An 18,600-nucleotide genomic window follows, 5' to 3' on the forward strand; every position below is an offset into this window, starting at 1 on the left:
AATCAAGGGTTGCAGTTATGGCTGAACAAAATGTCATCACTTCTATGCTAGACGATTTATCTCAAGAACAGCCCATTCATACTGCACTTTGTATAGGTCAGCAGATTGACCAAAATGCTTCAATTCAATGGCATTATTTTAGCGTAACTGACTTTTTAAGTCTGCCATTTACGCAGCGTTATGATTTAGGTTTTGTATTATTTGATACAGAAGAAATGCAAAATATCAGCGAAACGCAAAAATCACAGCTGTTGGTGAAGTTGCGTGACCTGATGGCCAAACGAATTGTCGTGGTCAATAAACTGGGCGATGAAAAATTATTGCGTTCGCTTGGCTTTACTCAATTGATTGATAAAACCACACACGGCAGTGATTTTGCTTTATGGCAATTTAATATTTTGACTTATAAGCATGTACCTGACTGGTTTAACTCCAAGTTCTGGGCGAATCCTGAGAATTGGAATAAATTCCGCTGGTAAAATAATCAGGCTGGAAAGAATTGCAAGTTCTTGCAAAATTTAACAATTTAACTTTGTTTTGTGCTTTCAAAGCAGCGTATGCTTTTTGCATAAATAATTCCAAAGGAAAGTTTAAGTCATGACTGATTTAACCAACATTGTTGAAATTTTAGCAAAGCAAGCTTTAGGCGGTCAGCAACAATCAGGCCAAGCGGGTGGTTTAGGTGGAATTTTAGGTTCTGTTTTAGGTCAACTTGGCGGGCAACAACAAAATACCCAAAGCCAGCAAGGTGGCTTAGGTGGTATCTTGGGTTCAGTTTTAGGGCAATTGGGTGGTGGAAATACTTCAACCCAAAGTAATGCAACTGGTGGTAGTAATACCGCACAAACTTTATTGATTGCAGTTTTACCATTGGTGTTAGCTTGGATTCAAAAACAAGGCGGTTTACAAGGTGCATTGGATAAACTAAAAAATGCTGGTTTATCGAATCAAGTGCAAAGCTGGGTAGATCCACAGCAACAAAATGCACAAGATGTACCAGAGCAAAATATTCAAAGTTTATTTGATGACCAAGATGTAGAACAAGTTGCACAACAAACCCAAGCACCGAAACAAGCCATCTATGGTGCAATTGCTTCAGTTTTACCGCAAGTGATTGATTCTTTAACACCGCAAGGTAGCAGTACCAATCCTCAAGAAGCCAACCAAGATATCCAGCAAGTGTTGAATTTGGTGAGTGGTTTCCTTAAAAAGTAAAAAATTCGATGCGGAAAAGCCTGTTCACTTGAGCAGGCTTTTTTCTAAGTTATATATCTGCATCATTGCTATTCTGACAGCAATGATCGATTACATTGCTGCTTGGTCTTTTTCGCACTAGATGTTGCTTTGTATACATTACTTGGCTCAGGGAACAGTTTGAGCAGTGAAATATAAAGCAGTGCTGCAAGTGTAATACTGATAGGTAAACTCAAATCAAGACCGTTGAATAAATGTCCCCAGATACCAATAAACTGATCTGGTAAATGCACAAAGCAAAGGCCGATAAGCGCACTGGGTATCCATGCGATGATGCCACGCCAATTCCAACCATGATGAAACCAGTAAGCGCCGCCTTTTAGGCCATTTGCAAACACCTGTAAATCATCATTTTTATAGTAACCTTTACGGGTGATAAATCCGATAATCATAATGATGATCCATGGACTGGTGCACACCACTATTAGAGTGGCAAAAGTCATGACGCTTTGAGTTAGATTCGCTGCAAAACGACCTAGAAATATAAACAGGATGGACAATAGACCAACCCAGATCGTGGCTTTAACACGTGTGAGTGATTTTGGAAAAAGACTCGACATGTCCAAACCCGTACCGTACAAGGCTGTAGTTCCAGTAGATAAACCACCAATCAGTGCAATTAAACACAATGGAATAAAGTACCAAGCTGGCGCAATTTGAATCAGTCCAGCGATGTAATTATTTTGTTCAATAAACATGGGAGCACTGCGAGCAACAATGCTGGCGGTGACTAGACCAAACAGAAAGGGAATTAAGGTTGCAAACTGTGAAGCAAATACAGCTGCCATGATTTTATGGGAGGCGGTTTCTTTAGGAATATAGCGCGACCAGCCACCAAGGAAAGTACCAAAGGAAATTGGGTTACTGAATGCAATCAAGGCTGCACCAGTGAAAGCTGCCCAAAATCCAGCTTGTCCGAGTTGAATTTGTCCTGCGTAAGTTGAATCAAATTGCTTGGAAAAAGCAAACAGACCTAAAAAGAATAATAGACTTGATGCAATCACGGCCACTCGGTTCACCAGTAGCATAAAGCGAAAGCCATAGATACAAATCGTAAGCACCAATAAGGCAAAGCCACTATAGACCAATCCATATAGCCAGTTACTTTGATAAGAGCTGTCAAATAGACGTTGGGTTGCACCAATCAGTGCATCGCCAGAACTCCACACGGAGAGCGAAAAAAATGCGATGGCGGTAAGTAAGGATAAAAATGAGCCGACAACTCTGCCATGCACGCCAAAATGGGCGCCAGAAGCCACGGCGTTATTGGTTCCCGTACGTGCACCAAAAATTCCCATTGGCGCTAAGATACAGGCCCCCAAGATAACCCCACATAAGATTGCCCAGAATCCAGCTTGAAAAGAAAGGCCAAATACAATCGGGAAGCTACCTAAGACACAGGTCGAAAAGGTATTAGCGCCACCAAAACTTAACCGAAATAGATCAAAAGGGCTTGCTGTACGGGCATGTGCAGGTATTTCTTCGATACCATAACTTTCGATTGTTGTAATCTGTTTTGAACGATCTCTATGCATAATGCGCTACTCTTAATATCCATTTATCAGGTTCAGGTTTGCTTGTTTGCTCATCCATTAAGCGGCTTGTTTGGGGCTGACATGCTTTTGTTCAGCCTGTTCCTGAGAAAGTTGCTTTTTTCTTAGTCGGGTAATGCCACAAATGCCAATAAGGGACAGCAGCGAGAGAAAACTAAATAAGAACGCCAAAGGTAGCCATTGGCCTGCATAATGTTGAGCCAACAAAGTGCCAATGATGGGTGTGGTTCCACTGGTGATTGCCGCAATCATTTGATAGGAAATGGAAATCCCTGAATAACGGACATGTGCAGGAAAAGCTTCCGCCATAAAGCCAGCGACAACGGCATATAAAGAAGACAGCGCAATGACCGCAAGCGTAATCCCCAACACGATGTAATAAATATTTTGGGTACTCACCAGCATAAACATTGGATATGGAATGGCGATACAGAGGATTGCAGCCCAGAACAGAAAACGATGTGTCCCCACTTTACTGGCATACCAAGCTGCAATTGGCATGGCTAAAAATTCAAATAGAGTGACCCAAAACAAAGCATCTAAAATCGTGGGGCGACTGATTCCCATATATTGAGTGACATAGCTAATCATGAAGGTATTGGTGAAAAAGAAACCCGCTGTCCCAATGGTAATCGCCAGTCCAGCAAAAACTACTTGAGGCCAATAGTTTTTAAGCAACTCTTTTACTGGGTATTTGGCTATTTCTTGCTTGGCTTGCATCTGTTTAAATTCAGGGGATTCTTCTACGCCTAGACGGATAGCAAGGCCAATCAGCATAAATACAAAGCTGAGTAAAAAAGGCACACGCCAGCCCCAGCTGAGTAAGGCTTGTTCATCCAAAGACGTAATACCTTTAAAGACTAAAAGGCACAGAATCAGACCTGCTGGGCTGCCCATTTGGGCAAAAGAGGCGAAAAAAGTTTTTTTATGGGTAGGAGCATGTTCGCTGGCCATGAGTACTGCGCCACCCCATTCACCGCCGACTGACAAGCCTTGCAAAAAGCGTAGTACGATTAGAAGAACAGGGGCCCAAATCCCAATATGCGCATAGCTGGGAATCAAGCCAATTCCAGTGGTGGCCAGTCCCATCAGCAGCATGGTAAATAGCAGCATTTTTTTGCGACCTAATTTATCGCCTAAATGCCCGAAAATAACGGCAGCAATCGGTCTGGCAATAAAACCGACAGCAAAGGTTGCAAAAGCCGCTAATGTCCCTGTTACAGGATCGGTTTCAGGGAAAAATACCAAGCCGAGCACGAGAGCTGCAGCCGTGGCATAAACATAGAAGTCATAAAACTCGATTGTTGTTCCAACGAAGGCCGCGGCAGCAGCCCGTTTTGATTGATCTTTTTTCATTCCATCTCGACCTATTTTTATCCATGTGTTTTTCTTGTTTTATTGTGGGACGTTATTTACGTATTTTTACCCCTGGGAGGACGCATAACATTTCATACAGCAGATTTGCACCAAGCAATGAGGTATTGCCTGTCGTGTCATAAGGCGGTGAGACTTCAACCAAATCACAGCCGATCAGATCTAGGCCCTGACAGCCGCGGACAATTTCCATGGCTTGAATGGTGGTCAAACCACCAATCTCTGGTGTTCCTGTCCCTGGTGCCCAAGCAGGATCAATCCCATCGATATCAAAGGATAAATACACAGGCCCGCCAGCAACTTGCGCTCTCACTTCCTCCATTAAGGGAGCGAGCGATTTATGCCAGCATTCTTCAGCTTGAACAACCCGAAAGCCTTGTCGTCGACTCCAATTAAAATCATCTGCACTATAGCCTTGAGCCCGTAAACCAATTTGCACAACGCGTTGACAATCAAGTAGTCCTTCTTCAGCAGCACGTCGAAAGGTGGTGCCATGTGCGACTTTTTCACCAAACATCTCATCATTGACGTCTGCATGCGCATCGATATGAACCAAACCAACAGGCCCATGTTTTTTATGGATTGCACGTAGGATTGGAAGAGTCAGCGTGTGATCACCACCAATCGTGAGCGGAATAATCGGATGGGCCAGTACGCGATCATAATGTTCTTCAATAATGCGTACCGCTTCTGTCAAATTAAAGGTGTTGATCGGGACATCACCAATATCAGCCACATTGAGTGAATCAAATGGTGCTGCGCCAGTTGCCATGTTATATGGGCGAATCATGACCGATTCGGCACGAATTTGCCGCGGGCCAAAACGCGTGCCTGAGCGCAAAGATGTACCAATATCTAGAGGGATCCCAATAAAAGCCGCATCCAGTTCGGCCAAACCTGCATCATTATCGACAACTGGTAGGCGTAACATTGAGGCAATGCCACCAAAACGCGGCATTTCGTTGCCACCGAGCGGTTGATTTAAGCGCTTGTTCATTTGCTTCTCCTTTTTCTTATTTATTGATCAGCTCGGAACAGGGTTAAATCCTATTTTTTAAAAACTTAGTTTTGATTTTTCTAAACTAAGTTTTACAAGAATGTTTTAAGATGAAGTGAGGCAGAGGGAAAATTGAGATAAAAGCCATGACGCATATGGATATCAAGTTAGTTCGAATTTTTGTCAGTATTGTAAAGAATCAAGGGTTTGCCAATGCCCAGCAAGAGCTCAACCTATCAACCTCGGCCATCAGTACCTATATGAATCAATTGGAACATATGGTCGGTTTCAAGTTATGTGAACGTGGACGTGGTGGTTTTGCAATCACTCAAAAAGGTGAAATGTTTTTTCAGGAAGCCAAGCGCATACTGAATGAGTTAGAAAATTTTTCTAGGCACACTGCACAGATCAAGGGCGAACTGACGGGTACCATTAAAATAGGGATGCTGGATTCGATGGTGACAGATCGAAATATCCCTTTAGATCAAATCATCCAACAGTTTTCAGAACAGAATCCAAATGTTTATATTAAATTGCAGGTGCAATCTCCCTATGAGTTGCAGATGGGGATTTTGGAAAATCGTTTTGATGTTGCGATTGGATCTTTTTTTCTGAAAATGAATGGCGTGATGTATCAAGCTTTGCACAAAGAACAGCAATGGTTATTTTGTAGTGATACGCACCCCTTATATAAACAGCAAGGTCTAACGGCCGAAATTATTCGACGTGAAAAAATGGTCAGTCGTGGTTATTGGAGTCATACCGAATTGGCCAAACAAGGATTTAAGCATTCTTTTGCTACAGTTGATTCGATGGAAGCGCAATTGGTGCTTATTTTATCAGGGCAATATATTGGTTATTTGCCAGAGCATTTTGCTCAATATTGGGTGGAGCAACAACGCTTAAAAGTACTACTTCCAGCAACATTTGGTTATACAGCACCATTTTCACTTATTTTTAGACGAGGCAGAACTAAAGATCCTGTTATTCAGAGTTTCCGTAAAATTATCAAAGGCTTTTTTTGATGGGAGCTCCCGAGTTAGGAAATATCAAAGTATTGTCAGTGTAATACAAAAGAAAAAGGGCTGATCAAGATCGCCCTTTTTCTTATAAGATAGGAGGTAGCTTCAAATTAGAAGTTATATTCCATACCTAAACCGATGGTTGTTTTCTTATCATCTTTCACTAACCAATCACGTTTTTGTTGACCTACAACACCGTAGAAACGTGTTTGTTTATTGATTTGGTAATCAGCGCCTACACCATAAAGGTCTTGTTTACGATCATCACGACCATTTACTTCAGTTGTTGCAGAGATATATTCTGCTTTTAACTTAATTGGCGTTGATGGAATTACGTATGCAGCAGTTACGCCGTAAGCATCTTCTTGCAAGCCTTTATAAGACGTTACAACAGCTGGAGTTCCGCTTGTCGTAATTACTGTGTCATCAGTTGGTTGAGTTGTTTGCCATAATGCACCAAACACTAGGCCATCAACACCTGCAGGTGTTAAGTCTAAAGAACCTGTTACACGGATTGCATCAGAGTAAATGTTTCCACCTAATTCGCTGTTATAAGCATTGTATTTAGATGCAACACCAAAGTTACCTGCAACTGCTGCAGCTAAACCGAAGTCTTTGTTTTCATAAGTGATTGAGGTTGAAACACCATCACCAAAGCTATCACGGCTGCCTTTTTGGCCTTTTGCATTGTTCGATACAGTAGATGATTCTTCACCTTGTTGGAACATGATGTTGAATGCTAGGCCACCAAGTAATTTTTTATCAGTTTCAAAACCGATCACGTTTTTTAAACGATCTTCACCAGCCAAAACAGCGGTCATATCCAGTTCGTTGTGATCGTTGAAAATATCTTGGTTGTTACCCGCAGCTGTTTTAAAGTAAGAGTCATATTGGCCTACTTTTAAAGTACCGATACCATCTGACTTAATACCGACATAACGGTTACGGTTACTAAATACATCACCGTCACCATCTGCACTGATTTGCCATTCAATTAAGTAAACTGCTGAAAGGTTATCAGTCAGCTTTTCTTCACCTTTTACCCCGATACGAGAAGCGTTTGAGTTTACTTTAGTTACGCTTTCGTCTTTAAAGCCATTCTTATCAATTTGATCTAAAGTCACATTGAGCTTACCATACAATGTTGGTGCTGCTTGCGCTGCATTCATGGCTAAAGTTGCTACAGTAGCAGCAAGAAGCAATTTTTTCATTGAGATTTCTCCAAAACACTTTTTGTAAATGGCTGATGCCTTAGTTACTGTTATGAGCTTGCTTATGTACATAAAGTTACATAGCTCACTGACTTGTATGCAGTATCGGTAAACTTTGTGACAGAGAAGTGAAAGAAAAATGACAGTTTGATGACGATTCATATTTAGTAATAATTATATTTCTTATTATTTTTTATATAATTAGCAAACAATAAAAAACGGAGTAAAAACTCCGTCTTTATAAAAATAAGAACTTAAAGTGCAGCTTTGATTTTTCCAGCGAGTGCTGTAATTTTTTCCTGATCACCCATTTTTGCCGCATGGCGACCAAGTTCATGCACTGAACTAGGGATCAGATGGAAATGCACATGAGGGACAGTTTGTCCCGCTGCTGCACCAGAAAGCTGCATAAGTACGATACCTTTGGCATCTAAGGCAGTTTCCATTGCTTTGGCAATTTTCTGCACGATCTGGATGGTATATGCAGCCGCATCGGCAGGGAGGTCCAATAAGGTAACTGCTGGTGTCTTTGGAATCACTAAAGCATGACCATCTGCTTGGGGCATAATATCCATAAACGCGAGAACCTGATCATCTTCATAGATTTTGATTGCAGGTAATTCACCACGAAGGATTCGTGCAAAAATATTTTGGTCATCGTATGCCATGATTCATCCTTTAGATAGGCTTATTTTTTCAATAATAGCATTCACTCTCCGTGATCAGAGAGTGAATTGGGGCGTTTAAAACACGATATTTGGCTGCTTATTTGCAGTTAAGCTCTTTTTGACGAGCTTTGATTTCATCAAGACGTTGTTGTTCTTTATCAGAAAACTTTGGCTTAGTCGTATGGCAATTTTCGTTACCAAACTTCGCTTTAGCATCCGCGTCTTTAAAACAGAATCCTTTAGATGCATAGATCAGGTTCGAGTCATCCTGTAACTTTTTACATTCTTGTTCTGGTGTTGCAGCTTGTACACTAAAACCTGTGAGGGTAATTAAGCCAGCAAAAACCGCAACCATTAACTTATTCATGAGGTGTTCCTCTAATCAAAAAAGTATAAATCAATGCTGTATGAAATAGATCCATATGGCGCTTGATCGCTACGCATATACCAATATAAGGTTTATTAATGAAATTTCAATGAAACTGTATGGTACGAGTGTAAGTTTACTCCATAATTTATCCTTATAATATGGAAAAGCCTTATATATCAAGAGCTTTATTATAATTTTATATAAAACAAATGATTAAGATGATTTTTATTGTGCATTAAATTGCTTGTTTTATAGTATTTCGCTCTTTTTAAAGGTTTATTTATATATTGATTGCTGCCATATATGTTTTAACAAAATAAAATGTACATGATATTCTGGGTTGTATTTTGTTCAATTGCAGAATAAACAATGAAGATTGTAAATGGATTTGAAATCATAAAAATTGGATCGTGAATGCTTTATTCAAAATATTTAGAATGAATAAGAGTAACGCGGATTAAAAAATAAAGGCTCACTAAATAGTGAGCCTTTGGGGTGGCGTCCTTCGTTCTTTCGATTGACTACGGGCTTATCTTAATCAATTTAAATAATTGTTAATTACCGCTTGTGTCAATGGGAGTAAAATTACTGACCCAACGGCAGGAACCCTGTGAAGTATCAATACAACCATCGGGAAGTCCTTGCTCCTGCACGGCTATTATAGTGAATACAGGACTTGCATTGGAAGTAATTCTAATCTTTTGATTGCGAAGCGTCTTAGATTTAAATATAATTGATTGATATTTATGTGGTTTTTTAAATTAATTTTTTGATTTATTATCTAAACGCCATTGAAAGCTAAGTTTTTTAACAAGAATATGAAAAATGCTGAAATATATTAAAACTAACCTTGCTATCCTTATCTTGATCATTATTGTTATAGGGGGACTCGGCTATCCCTTTTACTCAGGTAAATGGATTATGGCGCCCCGACTAAGCGAAATTGACAGTAAATGTTATGGGGTAGATGTACCAAGCAACATTGAGTATAACAAAGTACTACTTTTTTGTTCATGTGTTCATACGGTCGGTATTGAAAATAAAGAGGAGAAATACAAGTATTGTACCAATAGAATGGATAAAATTACTTACCGACAAGATTCTTGATGTGTTGGTCTTTAGTGTTTAAATTTGAAAGAATTGTGTAGAAATTATAAAATATATCCTTGTCTTTATTTATTTTATATTGAGTATACTTAATGAAAAAAATATTAATATTTCTAATAAATTCAGTTGTGACTGTTTCTGTGTATAGTGCTGATGATTTGTTTAATAAGCCTCCATCACTTTTAATCTTAAAAAATGACATACCTGAATATGAGATCAAAAGTCGTGAGCATGTTGATTTTTTTGAGTCAGCAAAGCAACAAGAGCAAGATCGTCTAAATCAGCGTGATGTAAATGCGGCGAAGATGTATGAAACTCGGTCAAATACATCTAATATGAGCCCATTTGAACGATCTCAATATCTTCTAAAAAACAATGATACTCGTGCTTTAAATGCGTATGAATATGAGCAACAATTAAATTCACTGCAGAAGGCTCGAAATAGAGGCGTCATATCAGACCGAGATTATCAACAAAAAATTACCCAGAAAAATCATATGCCTTTAGAGCAAAAAAATAATCAGCTTAAATTAACAGTTCCAGTTGGAGAATAAATTCAGTTCGTTTAAATGCTCATCGAAAGGTGGGCTTTTTAGCTCTAGTGCTTATGATTAGCTAATGCTTCTCTTGTGCTGATAGCCAAGTTCAACAAGAAGAAATAAGTTTTGCCTAAACTGAGCTAAAATCACTCATTATGTAGCTCAGCTTTAAAATTTTCTTAAAATAAGTATAAATTTGTTGATTTGCATCACACTTTTATCTATATTTGCCTTGTTGTTTGATAATAACTAAACAACAATAACCTTCATTCAGCGCAAAAAGAATTAAGGGGAAGCCCACTCATCGAGTGGGCTTTTTAATTGTATATAACCCTGAATTTACTATACAGCTTAAAGTATGGAAAGTGGAGTTAGAAGGGTGAGTCTGTTGCTTCAAATTGAATGATAAAACAAAATTGTTAAGGACTACAAAATAGAAGCCCATAGTTCGGGCTCTTAATAAAGACTTCACTGTGACCATGATTCTTTTATCCTACTCAGCTTCAAAGGAAACTGTTAGGGGCGGCGTCCTTCGTTCTTTAGGCTTCCCAAGGCGTTACCTTTGCGGAAGCAGACCCGGTTAAAATTGGCCCAACGGCAGGAACCCTGTGAAGTACGAATACATCCATCGGGAAGTCCTTGCTCCTGCAAGCATAATTTTAGCTAGTATGTTGACTGAAGGCAATTGAATGAAGATTAATTGGTAGGCTATGAGTAATGTTGATTAAAGAGATATTGTGATTATTCAGCATATTGTTACATTCAATAGGTTTTGATCGGTTGGTTAGAGATGATGTAATGCAAATATTGAACGTTAAGGGTTGTCAGTGCTTTGATATATTTAGCGTTAATATACGGTTTTTAGTCTTTATGAATGATATTGTGGATTTATTTGGTTAGATCGAATGATGTGAAAATGGTAAGTGAGGAATCATGAAGACTATCTTGGATTATTTCCGCAAGCTCATTGATGTTAGGCCCCCTCAAAAACGGAATGATGCTAAAGATAAGCAAATGAATGTTGCAACGGCTTATGATACTGGCGATATGTTAGGTGCAGCCTTTGATTTTGAAATGTCTATAAGTGCTCATGGTATCAATCTTATCACAAGCTTTGAGGATTTAAAGCTACATGCCTATGACGATGGGGTTGGTGTGTGGTCTATTGGATTTGGTACCACAGTTTATCCAACAGGTGTTCGAGTTAAGCAAGGGGATTATTGTACATTAGAGCAAGCAAAGTCTTTTTTTCAACATGATTTAAAGTACTTTCAAAAGGCTATAAATGAAGCTGTCACTGTTCCACTTTCTCAGAATCAATTTGATGCTCTGGTTTCATTAGCATATAACATTGGTAGCAATGCTTTTAAGAATTCGACATTGCTAAAGTATTTGAATGCACTAGCGTACCAAGATGCGGCAGACCAGTTTTTGGTTTGGAATAAGGGTGGTGGTAAGGTTTTAAATGGATTAGTTCGCCGTCGGGAGGCTGAGAGAAAGCTGTTTCTAAGAAGAGGTTAAGGCCATATAAAGCAAGAATAGATATTTGAAGAATGTTCTGGGTTCGAAATACCAGCTAGGGTTTACGAAGTTTGGCGTTCCATTGGATTAAGGGCGTGTTCTAATTGTGCTTCCGAATTCATTACTAGCTCAAATCTATGTATGCCCGCAGATAGGAATCCTAAATTTGATACAACAGCACTTTACATTCTTACAGTTGGTTTTCTAATTTGGATATTGCTTATTTTATATCTATTAAAATAAATAAAAATTAGCATTGAATTCTGTAGTATAAAGCCCTCAATTGAGGGCCTTATACAATTGAAAACTAAGGTGTTGTCACTTTCATCAATACCACACCGAATACAATAGATGCTGCTGCTAATAGGCGTAAAAAACCCATAGGTTCATGTAAGAAGAATATTCCAATCAGGAAGGCACCAACAGCTCCGATTCCGACCCAAATCGTATAAGCAGTGCCTAAAGGCAAGGTCTTCATAGCGACAGCCAGTAAACCGAAACTCAAAATCATGAATACAATGGTAATGATGCTAGGGGTGAGCTTGGTAAAACCATCAGACATTTTCATAGAATATGCCCATACGATTTCAAAAATACCAGCTAAAATTAAATAAGCCCAAGCCATTTCGACACCTCATTAATAATATTTTTTAGGTCGTCCCAAAGCTTGAAAAATTGAACAAAGAGGTCGTCCTCTTCACAACATATATAAGCACTAATGGGCAATTCATTCAATTTTTTTTTGTTAAATTTTATTCCGATTGGTAAAATTTATCTGGTAAGGGTACTTTTAGACATTTAATTTCAATGAATAATTTATTCACTCACGAAACATATGCTTGTACATCATATTCAGGTTCACCAGCTAAAACAGAAACAAATTTCTCAACGGTTTCAGCCGTTAGCAGGTAAGGGTTGAATTCTTCTAAATGGTACTTCATGAAAAAGTCTGAAATGTTCTGGTTGACTGGTGAAAATTTCATAGACCATTGTGAAAAAAATTGATTCTCACACTCAGTGTAATAGAGAATTTCACAATTGATATGGCGTTTATCTTTCACAATTTTGTTATAAAATAAATCATCAACGATGCTCTTTTGACCTTCTAAGCATTGTACAAAATAGCCATGACCATAATATAAAACACCTCTAATATCATTACGATAATTAAAGTCTACAGCTTCATCGAGGATTTTAATCAAATCTTTTTTTAAGTTCGAGTCAATATTCTTAATTTTACTTACGTATAAAAGCCTTACAGACTTCATCATGGGTACGCTCATTTTGAAGGTTGAACTCATGTTATATAGAAAAAACAATACTTTGTATACTTTAGTCTGTAACCAAGTACGCAGACTTCATACTTTTATTTTATCTATGAACTTTTATTGAGAATTGAAATATTATGTGAACTAGAGCTGGGCTATCTACATGGAATTATTAAGAAAATGTGATTTTAATCTCGTTTTTATGCGAAGTTGATTAAGTTCTGAATTTAATTTTTAATAAAATAAGATACTGATTTATAATGTAAAAAAATGAAAACAATATTTTTGGTTACAACCAATTTGTCGACAAGACTAGATTTAGTTTGCCATATTGCGTTTGCGAAACTTAGCAAAGGTATTTGTCTATGGTGTCATTTCTATTTATTGGTTTGATCATTACGATCTTACTAACACCAGGTCCAACGAATACATTATTGGCTTCGTCTGGAATCCAAACGGGTATTAAAGGTTCACTGAAATTGATCCCCGCAGAGGTTATTGGTTATTTTATTGCCATTACGACATGGGGCTTTTTACTTGAGTCTGTTTCACACGTTGTGCCTTGGCTACCACCGCTCATTAAGTTACTGAGTGCGACTTTTATTATCTATTTGGCAATTAAGTTATGGATTACTTCAACAAAACAGTTTGATTTGGATCAACCTTTGATTACCTCTAAGGCTTTGTTTGTAGCAACCTTACTTAATCCTAAAGCTTTATTATTTGCTTCAGCTATTTTTCCACATACTGCTTGGCTCAACCTACATGAATATGTTGTTCATATGGGAACGTTCTTAGCACTGATCACTCCAATTGCTTTTTTATGGATTGCATTTGGATCTATTTTAATTTCCAACAAAATCTCTTGGCTGAATCAACGCAACTTACAACGTTCAGCAGCATTTGTTTTAACTTTCTTTGCGATGCCGTTGGCTTATTCAGCTATTTCATCGTTCTAAATTTTCGTTTCGCTGTTGTATTTAAAATTTAAAAAATTGGAGTTTTTAATGAACACTATAAAAATTAAGGTAAAGGATCAATTTGAGGCCGAGAAGATCGCGACAGCCAAAGTAAAAGCTGTTAATGATCAAGAAATTCCCTTCTTTAAACGAATTGAACACATTGAAGTTGAAGGGGAGATTCTTCTACCCAATATGGATTTACTCTTTGAAAATCCCAAAGACGGCAGTATTTATCGATATGTCGGGGCTGTGTAGATTGATTCACCATTGCTTGAAGACATTGACCCACGTTTAGACGTGGGTTTTTATTCTTCCTTTTGACAACAGAAAAACGCTAGTTGCACCCATTTATCTGTTTTTACTGACTAATTTAATAAAAAATGTATACTGAATGTTCTATTATAAAAAGGATTAGTATATGAAAAAGATAATTTTAGGGACGTTTTTGAGTACGATGATTATGGGGAGTAGCTTTGCTGCTTGTACTTATAATTTAGATGCCACACAGGCTCAGCTATCACAAATTGATTCAACTATGACTAGGTTTCCTAACCTACTAGGTGCAAAAGCAAGTTTTAACGTAGAGGCAAGTAGCAGTGTGAAATCTTATATGGCCATGAGTAATGCTTTCGCGAATAATAAAATTAGTTATCCAAATCTTGCTTTTCAAGATGTGCCTGGAGATAAGGTAATTTCTGCTGGTGGTACAGTTGCTTTTGAAATCAAGTTAAAAATTCCAACTTATGTTCTACCCGCAGGTGAAACAATAACTTTTTTCCCAATTCTGATTGCTGCAACGAATAGTAATCATAATGCCTTTAATATCGCTTTAATTCATATGAATGGTCAGTCCACAAACACAAACAATAATATTCTGCTTTTAATTAATGGTGGTACACAGTCATCTGGTGTGTTGACCTTAAAACCTGAAAATACTGCTGATGGTTATCAGACTTTCGGTTTTTATGTGAATCAAAATAGTAAACAGATTGGATATATTTTTAATGGAGTAAACAAAGGTTATATCTCAGGTTATGATAGCAATGGTTCTACTTTATCGTTTATGGCAGGTGGGGGCACTGGAGCTATTGCGACATCAGCATCTGTTGTTGGGCAAAATTTATCTATAGAGTTTATTACTGACCATACAAAACTTGCAAATACTTACCCTACAGGAACAAAAGATATTTGTGGAACAACACTTTAAAGAGACCTCCTTCGGGAGGTAATTGATTACGCTATGACGTCTTAAAAAAAAGAAATTTATATAATAATCAAATATAATTCAGATTAATAACTTTATATAAATAATAACCTTATATTGAATATTGGTGAGTAGAGTGAGAGAATCTCGGCGCAATAAATAAAAGATTGGAATAAATTAATGAGTCAAACGAAATTTTGCTTTGCGTGTGGGCAAGGAATTGATAGTCGAGCTGAGATCTGTCCGAAATGTGGGGTTAGACAACAAACAGTCACGATAGGTAAAAAAAGTAGAGTTGCCGCAGCATTACTTGCATTCTTTTTAGGTGGCTTTGGTGTACACAAATTCTATTTAGGGCGAATCGGGCAAGGATTTTTATATCTAATCTTTTGTTGGACTTTTATTCCTTCACTTATCGCATTTATTGAATTCATCATTTATCTATGCTCAAGTGATGAAGAGTTTGCAAAAAAATACGGATAATTTAGATCAGAATTATCAAGAAAGCCCTCATTATATATGAGGGTTTTCTTATTTTAAGTTATAGAATTTCTAGCACGGCTGGATTTATTCAACGCATTCATCCTACGAATTTATTCACATGGGTGAAAGCGATTTGCTTAGAAAAATGGGTAAAACCTCTCCAAGATACTTTATACATAAAGAAGGTCGTCGCTTATGTGAAGCGACTGAATATGTATATGAGATAGATATGCAGATATATACAGTTTCAGTATGTAATGGCAAGGTTTTCAAAATTGATGTAAATAATAAATAAAAGCGATAAATAACATGTTCATGGATCAATAGGAGATAACTATTTTGATTCTAGAAAATATCGTCGATGCATTGGTTATTGTAGATATGCAAAATGCTTTTGTATTAGGACGTGGTGCTGTGCCTGACTCTAAACAACTCACTTCATCGATCAGTATTTTACTTGCTAAAGCTCGCTTTACTAAGACTCCCGTGATCTTCTTGCAAAATGATGGAGATATAGGGGCTTTAGATGAACCATATCAAGCTGGTTGGGAGCTATTTTTTCCACCACAATCTCATGAATTTATCATAAGAAAAAATCAAGATAATGGTTTTAGTGGAACCCTACTTCAACAGATATTGGACGATCACGAGATCAAGTCTTTCGCAATATGTGGTGCTCTATCCGAGATGTGTGTTGCAGCAACTGCACGTGCTGCATTAGAGCTTGGTTATGACGTATTGTTACCACATGACGCCCATGCAACATATGATGTGCCAGCAGGACCAGGATCGCATGGTGTACCTGCTGCGATGGCGGCGAGAGCAGCAGAGTGGTCGCTTGGTGATGAAATTAGGATTTGTGCATCGGTGAATGAGGTGGTTTTTAAGAGAGTCTGATATATAAAGTTTATAAATAACAATTTTTATATGTTTTAAAAAACCGCTCAATAGAGCGGTTTTTAATATTTTACAGATAAAGTTTTATATAGAATAAATCCTATTTCAGCGTAATTTTACTCCACGACTCATACAATTTAACGGCTGCAGAGAAGTCACTATTGGTCTCAGCCGTTAAATTCGCTGCTTGAATCAAACTTTGCGTTAACGACAAAATCGGAGCAGGGAGCTTAGCATCCTTGACAAGATCAAGCGCGATGCCTGTATCTTTCGCCAGTAAAGGTAATCCAAACGTCACAGGAAACTCACGACTTAATACACGCTGCGGGAAAATGGTTTCGGTAACCAGACTTTTGCCACTAGAGGCGTTAATACAATTCAGTGCCGCATCCAAATTGACACCGTGCGCTTTTAAAGTACTAAACCCTTCGGCAACTGACCACAAATTCACAGCCAGTAGCATATTGTTAATGGCCTTTACCGCAAAACCAGCACCAGATTCACCTACATGCTGAATTAATTTACCGACTGCTGCCATTGCAGGGTAAGCATGTTCAAATGCATTGACATCACCGCCAACCATGACAGTTAAAGTTGCATTTTCAGCACCAATGGTTTGTCCACTAACAGGTGCATCCAAAAAGTCCACATTTTGAGCTTTTAATTTCTCAGCCAGACGGCGTGCTGCTTCGGGCACTCCACTGGTGCAGTCAATCCAGATCGAGCCCGACTTAATTTCAATACCTTCGATTAATGCTTCAACGTCATCGCTGGTCGGTAAACAAGAAAAGATAATATCGGCCTGTACCGCTTGAGCAAGTTCAACGGCTTGAGTTCCATATTCTGTTGCATGTTGTTCTGCTTTACTAAAATTTCGATTCCAGACAAAAACGTTTTCGAAATATTTAGGAAGATGCGCTGCCATACGATAGCCCATAGCGCCTAAACCAATGAATGCAACAGATTGAGTCATACTTTACCTTTTTATTTGTGTTGATCGTTCGGCTAACCATGTCGTCAGTGTTGGCCAGAACTCAATTGAACTGTTCTGACTGGACATCAAACCCAAGTGCCCGCCAGGGATAAGAGTAAACGTGACATCTTGGCTGCTTGTCAACTGGGTCAGCGGGAATGCGGACTCAGAAGTCACCAGTTGATCGCCTTTACCTGCACCTACGAATAGAGAACAATTGATGTTTTTGAGTTCAATAGTTTTGTTCTTGAGCTGAATCGCGCCATTTTTTAAAGGATTCTGCAACCAGACATTAAACAACATGTCTTGGTTCACACCACCCGGATAATCAATCATGTTATTTAAGAAGTGGCTAAGCGTCGCATCTTCTTGTACCAACTTTAGATTATCCAAGTTTTTCAATAACTGGATATTGCCATCAATCCAGCCTTTAGGATCTAACAGTTTGAATCCCAGCGAGTTTAGGAAGCCTGGTGAATGAATCATTAACTTCGGTAAACGGTTATAGATGTAATCTTTAATGGTGGGGTTACGGTTAGTCAGATAAGCCAAAGTTTTATATAACTTGCCAATATAACCCGAAGCATAGCTGTCGATCGGACTACCTAAGACCACAAGATTTTTCACTACACTCGGCTGATGGCGTGCCGTATAAAGCGTGACGAAAATCCCCGCCATACTCCAACCATGTAGTGAAATTTTTTCAGATTTAGAATGTTTTTGAATGGCTTCAATACATTTAGGAATAAAGTTATCAATAAAAGATAGAAAGTTAATCTGATAATTTTTATATGTAAGCTTACCCCAATCAATCAGATAAACATCAAAACCACTTTCCTGAAAGTGTTTGACCAATGAACGGTAAGGATACAGGTCATAGATATCCATATTGATTGCTAAAGGTGCAACGAATACCAGTGGTTCTTTATAGCGTTTGTTCTCTGAAGCATAGAAACGGACACGGGTTTGTTTAAATTGAGCAATCACTTGATACGGCGTCGATTGGGACAAAACCAGTTTGTTGGCATCGAAGACACGCATAGCCAGATGTTTAAAATTTATTTTTTGCTGTTCCACAAGCGATTTCATCTTAGAAAGTCTCATCATGAGTCAAGATTGCACGAAGTCTAAGCGATAATTTCATCTTACGCCTTGACCTTAAATACCTTAGGCGCTCAAAATATTGGCATATTTCTT

General features: G+C 38.3%; 22 protein-coding genes. 12 read left to right on the plus strand and 10 right to left on the minus strand.

The window, feature by feature from the left end; genetic code table 11:
- Positions 1–17 precede the first annotated feature (17 nt).
- Together F902_RS11220 and F902_RS11225 are read left to right on the plus strand one after the other, a co-directional pair.
- On the plus strand, positions 18–479 hold the full coding sequence (locus tag F902_RS11220; RefSeq protein WP_005203503.1) for a DUF6231 family protein: 462 nt from the start codon (positions 18–20) through the stop codon (positions 477–479).
- 118 nt (positions 480–597) lie between these two features.
- On the plus strand, positions 598–1,215 hold the full coding sequence (locus F902_RS11225; protein ID WP_005203504.1) for a YidB family protein: 618 nt from the start codon (positions 598–600) through the stop codon (positions 1,213–1,215).
- Between the two features lie 68 nt (positions 1,216–1,283).
- Here the strand turns inward: F902_RS11225 and F902_RS11230 are convergent, their stop codons facing one another.
- From F902_RS11230 to speB, 3 genes are read right to left on the minus strand one after another with little or no spacing between them, the layout of a single operon-like run.
- On the minus strand, positions 1,284–2,789 hold the full coding sequence (locus F902_RS11230; protein ID WP_005203506.1) for a purine-cytosine permease family protein: 1,506 nt from the start codon (positions 2,787–2,789) through the stop codon (positions 1,284–1,286).
- A 57-nt stretch (positions 2,790–2,846) separates the two neighbouring features.
- Complete coding sequence (locus F902_RS11235; protein ID WP_005203508.1) at positions 2,847–4,163, minus strand: MFS transporter; 1,317 nt, start codon at positions 4,161–4,163, stop codon at positions 2,847–2,849.
- A gap of 52 nt (positions 4,164–4,215) precedes the next feature.
- Positions 4,216–5,178: an agmatinase gene (gene speB, locus F902_RS11240; protein ID WP_005203510.1), complete on the minus strand. Its 963-nt coding sequence runs from the start codon at positions 5,176–5,178 to the stop codon at positions 4,216–4,218.
- A 146-nt stretch (positions 5,179–5,324) separates the two neighbouring features.
- Here speB and F902_RS11245 point away from each other — a divergent pair, with 146 nt between their 5' ends.
- Positions 5,325–6,203 (plus strand): LysR family transcriptional regulator, encoded by an 879-nt coding sequence (locus F902_RS11245; RefSeq protein WP_004807253.1) that lies wholly within the window; start codon positions 5,325–5,327, stop codon positions 6,201–6,203.
- A gap of 107 nt (positions 6,204–6,310) precedes the next feature.
- On the opposite strand, the gene F902_RS11250 is transcribed toward F902_RS11245, so the two are convergent.
- The 3 genes from F902_RS11250 to F902_RS11260 all read right to left on the minus strand — a co-directional run bounded on the left by F902_RS11250 (position 6,311) and on the right by F902_RS11260 (position 8,446).
- Positions 6,311–7,411, minus strand: a complete 1,101-nt coding sequence (locus F902_RS11250) for a porin (protein ID WP_005203512.1) — start codon at positions 7,409–7,411, stop codon at positions 6,311–6,313.
- A 254-nt stretch (positions 7,412–7,665) separates the two neighbouring features.
- Complete coding sequence (locus F902_RS11255; RefSeq protein WP_005203514.1) at positions 7,666–8,079, minus strand: HIT family protein; 414 nt, start codon at positions 8,077–8,079, stop codon at positions 7,666–7,668.
- A 97-nt stretch (positions 8,080–8,176) separates the two neighbouring features.
- The gene (locus F902_RS11260) at positions 8,177–8,446 is read right to left on the minus strand and encodes a YARHG domain-containing protein (RefSeq protein WP_004807247.1); all 270 of its coding nucleotides are present in this window, start codon (positions 8,444–8,446) and stop codon (positions 8,177–8,179) included.
- Positions 8,447–9,274: 828 nt separating this feature from the next.
- Here F902_RS11260 and F902_RS22890 point away from each other — a divergent pair.
- The 3 genes from F902_RS22890 (at position 9,275) to F902_RS11275 (ending at position 11,616) form a co-directional block, all read left to right on the plus strand.
- Complete coding sequence (locus F902_RS22890) at positions 9,275–9,556, plus strand: hypothetical protein (protein ID WP_005203515.1); 282 nt, start codon at positions 9,275–9,277, stop codon at positions 9,554–9,556.
- Between the two features lie 92 nt (positions 9,557–9,648).
- On the plus strand, positions 9,649–10,110 hold the full coding sequence (locus F902_RS11270) for a hypothetical protein (protein WP_005203516.1): 462 nt from the start codon (positions 9,649–9,651) through the stop codon (positions 10,108–10,110).
- A 918-nt stretch (positions 10,111–11,028) separates the two neighbouring features.
- Positions 11,029–11,616 carry a lysozyme gene (locus F902_RS11275; RefSeq protein ID WP_005203517.1) on the plus strand — a complete coding sequence of 196 codons (588 nt, stop codon included), beginning with the start codon at positions 11,029–11,031 and terminating at the stop codon, positions 11,614–11,616.
- A 307-nt stretch (positions 11,617–11,923) separates the two neighbouring features.
- Here the strand turns inward: F902_RS11275 and F902_RS11280 are convergent, their stop codons facing one another.
- Positions 11,924–12,241, minus strand: a complete 318-nt coding sequence (locus tag F902_RS11280) for a DMT family transporter (protein WP_004807239.1) — start codon at positions 12,239–12,241, stop codon at positions 11,924–11,926.
- Between the two features lie 199 nt (positions 12,242–12,440).
- Positions 12,441–12,884 (minus strand): BLUF domain-containing protein, encoded by a 444-nt coding sequence (locus F902_RS11285; RefSeq protein ID WP_026057554.1) that lies wholly within the window; start codon positions 12,882–12,884, stop codon positions 12,441–12,443.
- A gap of 365 nt (positions 12,885–13,249) precedes the next feature.
- Here F902_RS11285 and F902_RS11290 point away from each other — a divergent pair, with 365 nt between their 5' ends.
- The 6 genes from F902_RS11290 to F902_RS11310 all read left to right on the plus strand — a co-directional run bounded on the left by F902_RS11290 (position 13,250) and on the right by F902_RS11310 (position 16,430).
- Positions 13,250–13,843, plus strand: coding sequence for a LysE family translocator (locus F902_RS11290; protein WP_005203518.1), 594 nt, complete (start codon positions 13,250–13,252; stop codon positions 13,841–13,843).
- A 48-nt stretch (positions 13,844–13,891) separates the two neighbouring features.
- Positions 13,892–14,101 carry a hypothetical protein gene (locus tag F902_RS11295; protein ID WP_004807234.1) on the plus strand — a complete coding sequence of 70 codons (210 nt, stop codon included), beginning with the start codon at positions 13,892–13,894 and terminating at the stop codon, positions 14,099–14,101.
- A 163-nt stretch (positions 14,102–14,264) separates the two neighbouring features.
- A complete protein-coding gene (locus tag F902_RS11300) occupies positions 14,265–15,053 on the plus strand; it encodes a DUF4882 family protein (RefSeq protein ID WP_005203519.1) in 789 nt (262 codons plus the stop codon).
- Positions 15,054–15,230: 177 nt separating this feature from the next.
- A complete protein-coding gene (locus F902_RS11305) occupies positions 15,231–15,533 on the plus strand; it encodes a TM2 domain-containing protein (RefSeq protein WP_005203520.1) in 303 nt (100 codons plus the stop codon).
- Between the two features lie 118 nt (positions 15,534–15,651).
- Complete coding sequence (locus F902_RS22640) at positions 15,652–15,828, plus strand: hypothetical protein (RefSeq protein ID WP_171061119.1); 177 nt, start codon at positions 15,652–15,654, stop codon at positions 15,826–15,828.
- 44 nt (positions 15,829–15,872) lie between these two features.
- Positions 15,873–16,430 (plus strand): isochorismatase family protein, encoded by a 558-nt coding sequence (locus F902_RS11310; protein WP_005203521.1) that lies wholly within the window; start codon positions 15,873–15,875, stop codon positions 16,428–16,430.
- Positions 16,431–16,530: 100 nt separating this feature from the next.
- Here F902_RS11310 and F902_RS11315 read toward each other — a convergent pair whose 3' ends face one another.
- Together F902_RS11315 and F902_RS11320 are read right to left on the minus strand one after the other, a co-directional pair.
- Positions 16,531–17,403, minus strand: coding sequence for an NAD(P)-dependent oxidoreductase (locus F902_RS11315; RefSeq protein WP_005203526.1), 873 nt, complete (start codon positions 17,401–17,403; stop codon positions 16,531–16,533).
- Positions 17,404–17,406: 3 nt separating this feature from the next.
- A complete protein-coding gene (locus tag F902_RS11320; protein WP_005203527.1) occupies positions 17,407–18,492 on the minus strand; it encodes an alpha/beta fold hydrolase in 1,086 nt (361 codons plus the stop codon).
- Between the last annotated feature and the right edge of the window lie 108 nt (positions 18,493–18,600).

Source organism: Acinetobacter higginsii (assembly GCF_000369525.1).
GTDB classification, from domain to species: Bacteria; Pseudomonadota; Gammaproteobacteria; order Pseudomonadales; family Moraxellaceae; genus Acinetobacter; species Acinetobacter higginsii.

What these genes read in the sequence shown, in the direction of transcription:
- F902_RS11285 (WP_026057554.1), bottom strand. Translation starts at nt 12,884, where the DNA reads ATGAAGTCTGTAAGGCTTTTATACGTAAGTAAAATTAAGAATATTGAC.
- F902_RS11300 (WP_005203519.1), top strand. Translation starts at nt 14,265, where the DNA reads ATGAAAAAGATAATTTTAGGGACGTTTTTGAGTACGATGATTATGGGG.
- speB (WP_005203510.1), bottom strand. Translation starts at nt 5,178, where the DNA reads ATGAACAAGCGCTTAAATCAACCGCTCGGTGGCAACGAAATGCCGCGT.
- F902_RS11275 (WP_005203517.1), top strand. Translation starts at nt 11,029, where the DNA reads ATGAAGACTATCTTGGATTATTTCCGCAAGCTCATTGATGTTAGGCCC.
- F902_RS22640 (WP_171061119.1), top strand. Translation starts at nt 15,652, where the DNA reads ATGGGTGAAAGCGATTTGCTTAGAAAAATGGGTAAAACCTCTCCAAGA.
- F902_RS11305 (WP_005203520.1), top strand. Translation starts at nt 15,231, where the DNA reads ATGAGTCAAACGAAATTTTGCTTTGCGTGTGGGCAAGGAATTGATAGT.
- F902_RS11225 (WP_005203504.1), top strand. Translation starts at nt 598, where the DNA reads ATGACTGATTTAACCAACATTGTTGAAATTTTAGCAAAGCAAGCTTTA.
- F902_RS11235 (WP_005203508.1), bottom strand. Translation starts at nt 4,163, where the DNA reads ATGAAAAAAGATCAATCAAAACGGGCTGCTGCCGCGGCCTTCGTTGGA.
- F902_RS11270 (WP_005203516.1), top strand. Translation starts at nt 9,649, where the DNA reads ATGAAAAAAATATTAATATTTCTAATAAATTCAGTTGTGACTGTTTCT.
- F902_RS11260 (WP_004807247.1), bottom strand. Translation starts at nt 8,446, where the DNA reads ATGAATAAGTTAATGGTTGCGGTTTTTGCTGGCTTAATTACCCTCACA.
- F902_RS11280 (WP_004807239.1), bottom strand. Translation starts at nt 12,241, where the DNA reads ATGGCTTGGGCTTATTTAATTTTAGCTGGTATTTTTGAAATCGTATGG.
- F902_RS11320 (WP_005203527.1), bottom strand. Translation starts at nt 18,492, where the DNA reads ATGAAATCGCTTGTGGAACAGCAAAAAATAAATTTTAAACATCTGGCT.
- F902_RS22890 (WP_005203515.1), top strand. Translation starts at nt 9,275, where the DNA reads ATGCTGAAATATATTAAAACTAACCTTGCTATCCTTATCTTGATCATT.
- F902_RS11290 (WP_005203518.1), top strand. Translation starts at nt 13,250, where the DNA reads ATGGTGTCATTTCTATTTATTGGTTTGATCATTACGATCTTACTAACA.
- F902_RS11230 (WP_005203506.1), bottom strand. Translation starts at nt 2,789, where the DNA reads ATGCATAGAGATCGTTCAAAACAGATTACAACAATCGAAAGTTATGGT.
- F902_RS11255 (WP_005203514.1), bottom strand. Translation starts at nt 8,079, where the DNA reads ATGGCATACGATGACCAAAATATTTTTGCACGAATCCTTCGTGGTGAA.
- F902_RS11295 (WP_004807234.1), top strand. Translation starts at nt 13,892, where the DNA reads ATGAACACTATAAAAATTAAGGTAAAGGATCAATTTGAGGCCGAGAAG.
- F902_RS11250 (WP_005203512.1), bottom strand. Translation starts at nt 7,411, where the DNA reads ATGAAAAAATTGCTTCTTGCTGCTACTGTAGCAACTTTAGCCATGAAT.
- F902_RS11245 (WP_004807253.1), top strand. Translation starts at nt 5,325, where the DNA reads ATGACGCATATGGATATCAAGTTAGTTCGAATTTTTGTCAGTATTGTA.
- F902_RS11315 (WP_005203526.1), bottom strand. Translation starts at nt 17,403, where the DNA reads ATGACTCAATCTGTTGCATTCATTGGTTTAGGCGCTATGGGCTATCGT.
- F902_RS11220 (WP_005203503.1), top strand. Translation starts at nt 18, where the DNA reads ATGGCTGAACAAAATGTCATCACTTCTATGCTAGACGATTTATCTCAA.